A 13,162-nucleotide genomic window follows, 5' to 3' on the forward strand; every position below is an offset into this window, starting at 1 on the left:
ACCATATGATCGGAGCTTTTTAATGTTAGTCTAAGGAACTGATTTTATTTAAGAGATAAAGCTGGATTTTAAGTGCATCGTTTACTGTCAGACCATTTTCATCTGTATCTGCAAATACGGAACCCTTCTTAGTAAGATGAGACGAAGCTGTACCATCTAAACCGTATTTATTCGGATTTGCAAGCGACTGCATGATAAGTACGATATCTGACATATCTACTTCACCGTCACCGTTTGCATCGCCATTTATTATAGGTGCGTTGTCATAATACCTTGTTCTTGTCATGCCATCAAGTGTTCCTACTGTCCTTGTTACCACATCATTTACAGCTTTACCGACAAATATAAATGTCCACTCTTCCTCTTCGTCAGGAATATATGAGAATGAGACCTTTCCGTCAGAATCAGCTGTCTGCTGGTCAAAGAATGCTACATTATCAATATCAAGAAGTTCAAATGAATCTGCAATTGCTGATGCAGCGTCCCTGACTGCAATAAATACACATTCAGTATCTGCTGCGACAACTGTTGTTACCACTGTTGTCACAGTTGTGGTGGTGGTAGTCGTTGTAGTTGTGGTGGTAGTTGTTGTGCTTGTATTGTTAACAGTTGTAGTTACAGAAGGTGTTTCTGTGGGCTGGTCAAGAGATACGAATTTATAGCCGTTTGAATTGGCAAATGTATCAGCAGTTGAGCCTGTATGACCATAAACTATTATATCTTTATTATCAGGTATAATATGCTCTGAAATATAACAATTAGAATTATTTATAGTGATACTTTTTAAATTTTTTGCAGCTCCAAAAGCACTTTCACCTAAATATGATACAGTTGCAGGAAGCTCTATATTTTCAATCAAACAAGAAAAGAATGCCAATCTGCCAATAGATTTCAGGGAAATTGGGAATTTTATTTCTTCTATAAGTGAACAATTTACAAATGTAGACGGATAAATTTTTGTAACTCCTACATTAAGAATTACTTTTTTTATTCCCGTTGGAAAAATCACCATCCTGCCAGAAGAATCAATAGGAATATTTATTTTTTCATAGTCATAATAAACATTACCCCTGGTAACATATCTCACTATATCATAATCATTATTTATTATTACAGTTTTAAGATTTTCACAACTTGCAAATGCATATTCACCCAATTCTTTTACCGTCCTTGGGATATTAACACTCTGTATTCCTGACGACTCAAATGCACGAACTCCGATATGCTTAAGGCCATTATTAAAATTAATTTCTTTAAGATCAAAACAATTAAGAAATGCCCCTTCCTCAATCATCTCAAGATTTTTTGGACAAGTAAAGCTTGTTAAACCTGAATAGGAGAATGCATCATAATCTATTCTGGTTACACTATCAGGAATATCTATATGTTTAAGAGCGGTACAATTGATAAAAGAATACTTTCCTATTTCCGTTAAATTCTTAGGGAGAATTACTTCTTTAAGTTCTTCTTGATCAGCGAATAGGAAATCAGGTAATTTGGTATTTCCTTCACATTTCATCGCACTAAGATCAATGCTTTCCCAATTACCCCCAGAATAAGAAAATATAGCCAATTTTGTATCTTTTTCAATTTCTTTTAACTTCATATTTTGACTTAAAACAATCGCTTTTTTTGCACCATATTGACTAAGATCCGGGAGCTGTAAAACTCCGTCTCCCCAGAAATAGCACTCTCCTTCCTTATTTACGTAATAATATGTATAAGGTCCTGTATATTCTTCAGATTCCTCATCATCTATACCATATGGCAATCTGCCGGATGCAACACAGTCATCGTCCGGTTCGTCTAAATCTGAATCGGCTTCTATATCTTTATCATCAGTCTTATGCTCCTTTGGTATAAAGACTGAAATAACAAATTCCTGTGGTGTATTATAATTAAAATAATACTCCCACTCTTCCTCAGGCTTCCACTGACAGCCAATATAGCACTCGCCCTCATCACCATCTTTTGTTTTAGCTGTAACGCAGTAATTAGGATCATTTAATTTTTCGCCTTTAACAAATGTATGTATTTCACCATTTGAATCAGTAGAGATATAATCATTTTTGTTCTCTTTAAGATTATACACCTTAACACCCTGAATAGGCTTATGCGTTTCATAATCCAATACTTTTACTTTTATTTTATAACTTTTATTTTTACATGGACCAAGCCCCCAACCTAAATCCGTTGAATAATGGAATGTTCCATAATCAAAAGTTATTTCTTTTATTTTGTTGTCACCAACAGATGCTTTTATCTTTTGTCCTGTAAAATCTTTGATATTAAAATAATTTTTTTCTGCTCCAAAAACCAGTTCCACATTAAAATCTACACATGAAGAACAATCATCCCTTACACATGATGCATTATCAGATAATACACTTCCAATTTTCACTTTTAATTCTACATAAGGATTAAAAGATATTAAATCAAATTTCAAAATCCTAATTGCAACAGAAGCTTCAACTCTTATTCCTATTTCTACAGATGCTTCAAATTTATTGTAACCAGGTTCTTTAGGTACACATTTAAAACCCGTTCCCAAATAATAACTTAGTTCATAAGTGCGATTATACGATATAGAAATATTACCTTTTCCATAAAAATAAAATTCGGGGGTAATTCCAAATCCAAAATATTTAGTTCCAATAACTGGAACATACAATTTATTCAATCCCTTAATTGGATAATTTATTTCTCCTTCTCCTTCAAGTGAGAATGCAACATTCGCCTCACATTCAACACCTAAATATCGCTCCAAAACACTCCAATATACTTCAAAGCTGTATTCTATTGTAATTCTGGCATAAAAGCCTCTATCTTTACTATTGTCAGGTTTAAACTCAATTTCGTACTGACGTGTTTTTGTAACATCTTCATCAAGACATTCCGGCGAATCAAGATATACTGGTCCAAAAGCATCAGGAGCTTTTTTAGGCTCTGCCTGATCAGCTGATTCAGGTTCAGCCTCTTGCTCTATTTCTTCGACCTCAGTAGTATCAATTTTGATAAATTTGAATATCTCACTTACATCAGCATCGGCAACAGGTGTAATAATAATATTGTCTCCGCTGACTTCTGATTTTTCTACAACAAATGAAACGATATCATTTTCAGCATATACAACAGCCTTATCGCCTTTTTGGAGTGCACTGATCTCATCGCACTTTGTAAAGGTAAATCGTCCGTCTTCGCCCTGCTCAACAGCAGCATCAGGCGTTTTTATCTCCTTAACTTCATCCTGCAATACGAAAAAGTTGTTGGTTTCATCTTCATCAAGATTTACTACATTATCTTCCTCAAAATCTTCAGTAGTTGAACTGAGAATATTCTGCATAGCCTGGGTCTCTTTATTATAATATGCAGGCTTGGAAAGGGGTTCCTGAATCATTTTTCCTACCAAAAATGCCTTAACGAGATAATGCTCGGGAAGTACGTCAAGTATAGTCAGCTCCGCATAGCCGTCTCCATTAGCGGTTAATTCTGAAGTAACTGATGTATAAAGCTCTGTTCCTTCGTCATTGTAGATTCCTACAAACACAGTACAGTCTTCCTTTGCATGGTAATTGACCACTACTGATGACATATCCCGGTCATGCTCTACCTTGTAGATTATGAAATCGGGATTCTCTGCTTCAGTTGGTTCATCACCGGCTGCGTTAGGGGCATTGTAATTCAACGAACCGAACAGACCGTTTCCTGCCGCAGGCTGTTGTTCAGCTGCAACTGTTCTTTCATCTGTTTCATACCCCATTTCCGCAGATGAAGCTAAACTTGTGAGCGCGGATACCGTCATTACCGCTGACAGCATAAACGATACCGCTTTTTTGAATTGGATTTTCATGGTTATCCTCCTATAAAATATTATTATATTGCAACAATCAATATTGCAACTTTATATATTATAAAGAGAAGGCTATCTTTTGTCAACTATTCTGTCACTTATTTTACATATTATTAATAATCTAATAATATTATTTACAAAAAATCAATAGTGCTTCTGATAAAACATCAGAAACACTATTTTTCAGATTTTTAATTTCATTTTAACGATACGATGTACCATTTAGATATGCAATATCTCCAAGAATACCACTGCGGTTATTGCGCGATGGATCATATAGTCAGACAGCTTTCAAGCTTTGCAAAAATATCTGCCTTTTTGTAGTCTTTCCCGAGCCGAAATAGCCTGTGATAAGTATAACGAAATCTTTTTTATTCATTTCAGAGCACTTTCAAGAACGTCATAATTCTTCTGCATAAGTGAGATATAACTTACACCGCTTTTTATATCATCCTTTGAGACAGACTGGAGCGAATTGAGTTCAGCAATCTTTACGTCCTTTTGACCAGAATTAGTTATAATTGAATCAGCTATATCCTTATTTGAGTTTTCAAGAGTAAATACAGTTTTGCAGTCAAGCTCCTTTATCTTGTCGGAAAGGAACTTTATTGTCTCAAAGCTTGCTTCCGATTCAGCAGAACAGCCGATAAAAGCAGCAAAATAATCAAAGCCGTAATCGTCAACAAAGTAACGGAACGGGAAACGGTCTCCGAATATAAGTGTATTTTCTTTAGCTGAGTCAGCAAGTGCCTGAAATTTATTGTCAAGCTCATTGAGCTTTGAAATATAGCTGTCAAGGTTTGATTTATAATCAGAAGCGTTGGCAGTATCCATTGCTTCAACATTATTCTCGATCTCTGCACAGAGAAGCTTTGCATTCTTCACAGAAAGCCAAACATGCTCATCGTATTCAGGTCCTTCTTCCTCCTCTTCTTCATCGGCTTCCTCTTCTTCTCCCTGCATTCCTTCTTTAAGTTCCTCAACCTTTGCAGAATCACCGAGAATATCCATGAGGTTTATAACCTTCATATCTTTGTTTGTCGCCTGAGCAACAGCATCTTCTACCCATTTATCAGACTCTCCGCCAACGTATACGAACAGATCACAGTTCGATATCTTGATGATATCGTCAGTAGTAGGCTGATAATTGTGAAGATCAATACCGCTGTCAAGAAGATATGACATTTCAATATTGTCCGAATGATCGCCTATTATCTCCTTTACCCAGTCATACTCAGGGAAAATAGTACAAACTATACTGTAAGACTTAGAAGCTTTCGGCGAAGAAGTCTTTACCTTAACAGCATTATCTGTAGAATTATTATCAGAGCTGCATCCTGTAAGGCATGAAGCAGCCATAGCAATGCCGAACATTGCCGCTGTTATTTTTTTATTAAACATAAATTGAACCTCCGAATCAGAATAATGATTGCTTTCTAATATATGGATACATCAGCAATCTCTAATCCAGAAGCTCCACCTTCAGAGAAATAAGTGTAGTATTATTTGACACAGAAAATACAGCGCAAATTATATACGCTATAAATCCTATGACTAAAGCTGTTGAACAAGTGCTTTCAGCACCCGTACAGCCAAAATTCTGTATATTACTGTGACACGAAGCAATCTCTGTACATACAGGACAACTATCCCCTTCACATTGATGATCAATGTTCTGAGCTATAAAAAAAGCGGAGCTTATAAGTACAAGCATCAATATAAACGGCATTATAAAAACAATGCCCTTGTTTATGTTCTTTTTCAAAGGACTATCTCCTTTTAATCAGTATTTATATATGCAATACCATTAAAGTATTTTGTCTCAAGCATCAAAATGATAATCATTTTCATATTTGCCTTATATATTATATCACAAGCATTTGAAATGTCAATATCTTCAAAAGAAATTTCACTGCCATTTCATATTTGAGAATGGTTATCATATTCAAAAAAACATCTTATCAGTAACTGTCGTAAAAGCTAAAGTACTAATATAAAAACAGGAGTATGTCCATTGAACATACTCCTGTTTTCTTTATACTGCCTTAAATATAAATCTTATGAAGTTATACATAAGCGGAATTACAGTGCTGCTGTCATGGCCGCCGCCGGGTACGGAAATGTAAATATTCTCTGTACCGTGCTGAGTAAACAGATCGCTGTACTGCTTCGGAAAATCATTGACCATATTGTCACTGGTTCCGCCTGCTATCATGAGCAGATAAGGCGAATACGGCGGATCAATACGTATCTCGTCCTTGCTCATAACACCGGGGTGAGTCATGAACTGATCCTTTGTCGGGAAGATACCGGGAGCAGGTGCGCCTCCGCCGATATATCCTATCTTGTCACAGCACTTCATTCCTATGTAGAGAGATTCTCTTCCACCCATAGAAAATCCTGCTATGGCAGTGTTTTCGCGTCCTGTTTTTACAGGATAGTGTGATTCGATATAAGGCATAAGACTGTCGGGAAGATCCTCAACGAAATTATCGTATCCGGGAACATCTGCCTGTCCGTTACCTGTCTGCTTTTCATGCTGAGGGTCTGTATACTGGTTTGTGAATACAATTATCATCGGCTCTGCTTCGCCGCTCTTGATAAGATTTGTAGCTATCTCACGCACACCCATGCCGTTCATCATTGAGGATTCATCGCCGCCGTAGCCGTGATTTACATAGAATACAGGATATTTCTTGCTCTTGTCATATCCCGGCGGCAGCCATACGTTTGCTCCCTTATTGCGATTTGCCTTTTTGGAGAAATATGTGATATGCTCTACTGTACCCTCGGCATTTTTCAATACGGAAGAAGGCACATTTACAGTTATCTTGTCGCGGATACTTGCCATATAGTCCACTGCGACCGTAGTTGTAGTCACAGGAGGAGCGGTTGTAGTAGTTGTGGTCGTAACTATTTTCGGGAACTCCTTTGTCTGTCCGAGAACGAACTTTGAAAGAAGGACAAGATCATTTACTGCAAAGCTGCCGTCACCGTCAACATCTGCGATTCCCATGCTTATACCTGCGGTCGAGCCTGACATATAGCTTATCAGAGCCTTTCTTGCTTCAATAAGGTCAAAAACTGTAATATCACCGTCCGAGTCGAAATCTCCGCGTATAACGTCAACAGGCTTCACATCTGTCTGTACTCCTGCCTTTGCAACGATGACCTCGTCTATACTGAAATCGCCTGTACCGCTCTCTGTCTCAACATAAAGAATATATCCCGAGCCTTCGGGAAGATTATAAGCCTGATTTGAAAGCTTTACATAATCGCCTGAGGACTCCCCGTCAGCAATATGGTCATAAATCGTTTTGCCGGAAGCATCTGTATACTGAAGCGAAAGCATCATATTGCCCGAACCTGAAACTGCAACGCTGAAGCTGTATTCCTCGCCTGCCTTGAACGAGTCTGCATCGAGAGCTTTCTGTGTACCATGCCATGAACTGCCTCTGTCGGTGACTGTTAGAGCCTTGCTGCCTGCAAAAGCTGTACCGCCTGTGGAAACAGAAGCGCCTCCTCTTCCTTCCCAGTCGTCTGTACCGTTCTCAAACGTGTCATGGTAATAAAAGCCGTTTGCATCAGGTGTAAGAGCCAATGTAGCCGCAGGCATTGTCAAAGCAGCAGAAAGCGAAACTGTTCCTGCCATAATACCTGCAATCACAGCCTTGAATGATCTTAACCTACTCATTGTCTATTCCTCCTTTGATGTAACATATTGTGTTGAGAATCGAAAAATATACATTAATCCACTATATATAATATAACATTTCAAACCGTTTTTAAACCCATTTTTTTCAGCTTTGGTGGATAAAAAACGGATTTTTCACATATTTATTTTGTTATCGATAACTGCTGACATGAGAATTCTGTATATCTGATCTCTATGAATTATTATGCAAATAAAAAGGCGGCATAAGCCGCCTTTTTTATTTAAGAGTAAGTTGTATTTTTCAGTGGGTAAAATGCTTTTTTCATAGGGTAAGTTGCATTGACAGCAGTTTTTTATTTATGATATCATATATTTATACAGCAAATTCGGTTTATGCATATGACGCTTCAAAGCTGATGTTATACTCTTTTCACCTTATATCAGCCGTTATTGAGTCTGTCAAGAAGGCTGCTCGGAGTGTAAGAATAGAACTGTCTGCCTGCATAAGTTGGTGTACAGTCACGGTAGAAACGAACCTGAGTTACACTGCTGAGCTGATTCCTTACCCATCTGCTGTGTCCCAAATTATCTCTACCGCCGCATCTGAAGAATACCTCAAACTGTTCCTGAGTTGTTCCGTTGTCCCATTTAGGATCGCCGAAGTCGGTCTTTTTGCCGATATAAATATTTAGCACACCGTTGCTTACCTTTGCAGCTGTAAATGCGTTTTCAAGGAAACGACTCTTCACATTTCCGCTTATTCTGGTCTCAAGGTCATAACTGCCGATCAAGCCTGCATAAAGTGTATATTCCTTGTCAAACTCAGACTTTGGCACTGAAATTGTGCGCTGACCTATATTTAATTTGGTATAGTCATCAATACAATTTCCGCTTGTGCCGCTTCCGTTGCAGGTCATTTTTACATTGCTCAGAACATTAAAGCTGTAATTACCTGATGTTGAACCGAATACAGCATCTCCTTCTCTGTAAGGTGTACTGATATGACATTCTATCTTTGTACGGAATCCTCTTCCGCTCGGATGAGGCTCAAGAACAGGCTCTTCAAATCTTGTGTAAGGATCCGAGCTTGTAAGTCTCATACCTGCAATATAATAATTATCAAGATAATATATACAGTCATATCCGTTGTTTTTCTTCATGTAGCTGTAGTTTAATTCGTCAGATGTCTCACAGTACATTTTGTTCAGAATATTCTGTAAATACGGACCTTCAAGCATTCTGAGAGCATAATCTCCAAGCTCGTATTTTATACGGTTTTCTTTGCTTGTGCCCCTGTATGAATCTTCTGACGAATTGTTATTATATTCCATAACAACTGCATAGTAAAGATTTTTCTGGCTCTTTACAGTTATATTGTCTACATAATCTCTTGCTTTTGCAATGTTTGGTGTTAATGCTACATTACGGTCAAGCATTGCAAACATATCACAGTTTCCGTATTCGTTTCCATTTGTATCAACGGTCGCAAGAAATGTATAGTTCCCCTTCCAGTCCAAAAAACCCTGCTCTAATTTTGGAAGATCATCCTGATAACTGAAATAATCCCAGCGCTGTCCTTTTCCGGCGTCTGTACTCTTGTTTACCATTGGCTTTCCGTCTTTAAAGTTTCTTGAACTGATGGTATAAGCATATGCTGTCATATTTACAGGGGCAGTGAGAATTGCTGCAGCAGATATAGCTGCAATAACTTTTGCCAGTTTTTTCATAGTGTTTTTCCTCCATTTGTATTGATATATTTTTCGCGTTTCAGGGAACTCTGTGTTCTCTGACTGTGATCATAGTTTAACATACCCCACGTAATAACTCAATATTTTCGGGATAAGACGATTATTTCACAGATAAAAGGTATAAATCGGCGACGAAATGTACAAAAACAAAACTAAGCTGCCAGCCATATGACAAGCTGACAATATATGCACTTCATCGCTCAGAATGTACACTTCGTCAAATAAATCTGTATCTTGTCCGCACTCTGCTCAACAAATAATATAAGGAGGTATTTTATGTCATCAGACAAATCAATCGCCGTAATATTTTCAGACTTCAAAAACGACCACAATGACGGCTTTATCATGGGTATACAAAATCAGTCTAACTACTATGGATACCGCACCTTTACTTTCTCAATGCCTCAGACCAGTGAACTGTATACAGGCAATGAGGAATGGATATACAGTCTTATCGACTATAACAGATATGACGGCATTATTTTTGTGGAGCACACTTTTTCAACGCATAAGTGCCTTATCCCCCCCATTGAAAAAGCACTGCGCGAAAACTGCAACTGCCCTGTGGTAGTAATAGGCGAATCAAATATGCTTCCCAATGTCATCGGCCTTGAAAACAGGAAAAACTTTGAAAAAGTAGTGGAGCATCTCATAACAGTACACGACTGTAAGTCGGTCTGCTGCCTCGGCGGCGAAAAAGGTATCCCCGATGAACGCATAGACGGATTTATTAATGTTATGAACAGGTACGGACTTCCCTGCGGTGAGGAAAATCTCCTTTACGGAGGCTACTGGATATCCGGTGCGGAAGCCATTGCAAAGGATATCGCATACGGCACAGTTGAAAAACCCGACGCTATAGTTTGCCTTAACGATGAAATAGCATACGCGCTGATAAAGCAGCTGTTTTTCGTGGGACTTCGAGTTCCCGAGGATATCCTCGTTACGGGATTTGATGATTCGCCATATGCTTCAAATCCTGCTGTATCCATAACTACCCTTACAGCAGATACTCATTTCTGCGGTCAGAAGGCTGTTGCACTGCTCCATTCACTTATAACAGGCAAGGATACAGAACAGCTGAAGCGTAAAAATCACTGTGTCATCACAGGTGAAAGCTGCGGCTGCGGCAGAAAAAGTAAGCTGAATGTCCGCGCAAAGTTTGATGAACTGCATAAACAGGAAATAGCTGACATGGAGTTCAGAAACAGCTGCTTTGAGGAAAAGCTGTATAAAGTCAACTCACAGGAGGAGCTTTCTCTCTTCATAAAAAACCATAAATACCTTATCCGCAATCAGATCAGCGTAAGCGTTAATCTTATGAGACAGAACGACGAAAATGCAAAATGCATCTTCCTCAAGGATTACCTTATCAACGGCGAAACAGCTGTATTCCCTGTCACGGCTATATACCCCGATATGGTTTCCTTCGGTCCGATACAGAATATCCACGTTCTGCCGCTGATATTCGACAAGCATATCTGCGGCTTTATGACTATCGGCTATGCCGAACCCAATGTGTATACACTTCACGCCAAGCAGTTCGCTAACAGGTTAGCCATAGGAGTTGAGATGCTACGTATACGTCAGCAGTATACTGAATATGCTCAAAGCCAAAAGAACGATGCAAAACCAGACGTCAGCCGCCATGATACTGATACAAAAAAATCAGCTGCTGCGGTCATGGTGATAAATAAAGGCTCTATAACAAAAGTGCCGCTTGAAAACATACTGTACTTTGAATCGGGAGAAAAAAAGGTCTTTGCAGCCCTGAAAAGCGGAAAGTACGAGATAAAACAGCGTTTGTTCGAGCTTGAGGAAATGCTTTCGGAAAAGGATTTCTTCCGCATATCACGCTCAACACTTATAAATATGAAACGTACAGTCGGATACAAAAACGGCTTCAACCGCACTCTTCTTGCCGTTCTTTCCACCAAGGAGGAGCTCCATGTATCAAGAATGTACGGTGAAAGCTTCAAGAAAAAACTTGCTGAGTCCTGACGATGATCAGGTAAGCTGCATTTTTAACGGGGTAAGCTGCATTGACATTGGTTTCGGATATGTGTTATCATATATATGATGCAAATAATACGCGAGGATATATTATGCCCTCAAGGCTGTGAACATACAGCAAAGGAGCTTGTTTATGAATGAAAGAATAAATATCACATGGTACGGAACGGCTTCGGTAAGAATTACCGCAGGCAGTTCACAGCTCCTGATAGATCCGTTTTTCCCATTTCCCGACAGCAGGATAAAGATAGCAGCAAACGCTTATGCCGATTGCAGTCATATTCTTGTGTCACACGGCCATTTCGATCATATAAGCAGTATCAGCGAGATCGTGCGGAACGACACTACTGTATACTGCACGAATGCTCCGTACAGGACTCTTTGCAGAAAAGGCGTAAGTAAAAAAAATCTGCACCTTATAAAAGCAGGCTCTTCCTTTAACATAGGAGATATCCATATTACTGCATACAAAGGAAAACATATCAGATTAAATGCCATTGATGTTTTAAATGCGATATGCAGCAGGCGCGTCATTAAAAACCTGAAAGGTATTACAGGAAAGCTGCGGAAGATATCATCCTGCCTTGAAAAAAAAGAAACTCTATGTTATCTTGCAGAGGTGTACGGAAAGCGTATACTTATACTCGGCAGCCTCGCACTTGCAGAGGATATTGATTATCCTACAGGCGTCGATCTTGCTTTTTTTCCATATCAGGGAGCAAAGAATATATGCGAAGTTGCAGCGAATATCTGCGATAAGCTAAAGCCTAAGGCTGTTCTGCTGACGCATTTTGATGACACATTTCCACCGTTCAGTTCGGAGATAGACACATCAGGATTTGAAGAATATATAAAAAAACGTGCAGCCGTATATAAGCTTAAACACGGCAGCACACTTGAGATATGACAAGATGATTTTGCCTTGATATACTAAAAAACACTAAAGCGGAGGAAGATAATGAGAATAATAATCGAATCCCCTCAGCCCAACGATGAAGACGTTGTAATAGTCAGGTGCGCCTCACCAGATCAGCGCCTCATCTCTATGCTGCTTTCATTTCAGAATGCTAAAACTGAACTCACAGGATATCTTGACGACAAGATAGTGCGTCTGAAATACTATGACGTATACTATTTTGAAGCAAATGAAAACCGCGTTTTTGCTTATTGCCATTCAGATGTCTACGAAGTAAAATATAAGCTTTATGAGCTTGAAGAGCTTTTCAATCCTTTGGATTTTTTACGCTGTTCAAAATCCATGATCGTTAATATGGAAAAAATAGAATACCTGTCACCGCTTTTCAGCGGCAAGCTTGAGGCTCATCTGAAAAACGGCGAGAAAGTCCTTATCTCGCGGCAGTATGTACGCAGTCTTAAAGCAAAGCTCGGTATTGAGGAGGTCGAATGATGATAAAGGAATTTTTTGTTTCACTGCTGCATTATTTTGTTGACATAACTACAGCTGTTATAATAGCTGCTGCGGTATATCTTACATTCTCGGGACAGCAAGTGGGAAATGCTATACTGTGGCAGATACTTTTCAGCGGTTTTATTACCGCTCTGCCAACAGCCGTGCTTCTTTGCTTTGACCCTAAAAGCGGCAGGATATCAGCGATCCTGTGGGGACTACATTTTCTGCTGATATTCTTAATTACAGTTATGCTGCTGAAAATGTTCGGCTGGTGCAGGATAACTCCTCTGTCCGTATCCCTGACCTTTGTTGCTGTTGTATTTATTTACGTATTTACTTGCAGCGTACACTATCTTGTGGCAAGAAAACACACAGCATGGATGAATCAGCAGCTGAAAAAACGTTATTCCGATGATGAACAGATAAAAAAAGAAAAACCATGATCTTTATGTCATGTCAGTTCAGAATACTGATATACTGAGGTG

9 protein-coding genes are annotated in these 13,162 nt (G+C 38.8%); 4 read left to right on the forward strand and 5 right to left on the reverse strand.

Features of this window, described 5'->3' with window-relative positions; genetic code table 11:
- Positions 1 to 25: 25 nt before the first annotated feature.
- The 5 genes from L870_RS0102655 to L870_RS0102680 all read right to left on the reverse strand — a co-directional run bounded on the left by L870_RS0102655 (position 26) and on the right by L870_RS0102680 (position 9,232).
- Positions 26 to 3,850, reverse strand: coding sequence for a leucine-rich repeat protein (locus L870_RS0102655; protein WP_028516818.1), 3,825 nt, complete (start codon positions 3,848 to 3,850; stop codon positions 26 to 28).
- A gap of 375 nt (positions 3,851 to 4,225) precedes the next feature.
- The gene (locus L870_RS0102665; RefSeq protein WP_051411357.1) at positions 4,226 to 5,251 is read right to left on the reverse strand and encodes a metal ABC transporter substrate-binding protein; all 1,026 of its coding nucleotides are present in this window, start codon (positions 5,249 to 5,251) and stop codon (positions 4,226 to 4,228) included.
- Positions 5,252 to 5,312: 61 nt separating this feature from the next.
- Positions 5,313 to 5,615 (reverse strand): hypothetical protein, encoded by a 303-nt coding sequence (locus L870_RS0102670; protein WP_028516820.1) that lies wholly within the window; start codon positions 5,613 to 5,615, stop codon positions 5,313 to 5,315.
- 270 nt (positions 5,616 to 5,885) lie between these two features.
- A complete protein-coding gene (locus L870_RS18255; protein ID WP_051411359.1) occupies positions 5,886 to 7,544 on the reverse strand; it encodes an alpha/beta hydrolase-fold protein in 1,659 nt (552 codons plus the stop codon).
- A 401-nt stretch (positions 7,545 to 7,945) separates the two neighbouring features.
- Entirely contained in the window at positions 7,946 to 9,232 is a 1,287-nt protein-coding gene (locus tag L870_RS0102680) for a hypothetical protein (protein ID WP_028516821.1), read from the reverse strand.
- A 297-nt stretch (positions 9,233 to 9,529) separates the two neighbouring features.
- Between L870_RS0102680 and L870_RS0102685 the strand changes: the two genes are divergently transcribed.
- The 4 genes from L870_RS0102685 (at position 9,530) to L870_RS0102700 (ending at position 13,120) form a co-directional block, all read left to right on the forward strand.
- Positions 9,530 to 11,254: a substrate-binding domain-containing protein gene (locus tag L870_RS0102685; RefSeq protein ID WP_028516822.1), complete on the forward strand. Its 1,725-nt coding sequence runs from the start codon at positions 9,530 to 9,532 to the stop codon at positions 11,252 to 11,254.
- Positions 11,255 to 11,399: 145 nt separating this feature from the next.
- Complete coding sequence (locus L870_RS0102690; RefSeq protein ID WP_028516823.1) at positions 11,400 to 12,173, forward strand: MBL fold metallo-hydrolase; 774 nt, start codon at positions 11,400 to 11,402, stop codon at positions 12,171 to 12,173.
- Between the two features lie 51 nt (positions 12,174 to 12,224).
- On the forward strand, positions 12,225 to 12,674 hold the full coding sequence (locus tag L870_RS0102695; RefSeq protein ID WP_028516824.1) for a LytTR family DNA-binding domain-containing protein: 450 nt from the start codon (positions 12,225 to 12,227) through the stop codon (positions 12,672 to 12,674).
- Positions 12,671 to 13,120, forward strand: a complete 450-nt coding sequence (locus L870_RS0102700) for a DUF3021 family protein (RefSeq protein ID WP_242836474.1) — start codon at positions 12,671 to 12,673, stop codon at positions 13,118 to 13,120. Before L870_RS0102695 ends, L870_RS0102700 begins: the two co-directional genes overlap by 4 nt.
- Positions 13,121 to 13,162: the final 42 nt, after the last annotated feature.

The organism is Ruminococcus flavefaciens ATCC 19208 (assembly GCF_000518765.1).
GTDB lineage: Bacteria > Bacillota > Clostridia > Oscillospirales > Ruminococcaceae > Ruminococcus > Ruminococcus flavefaciens.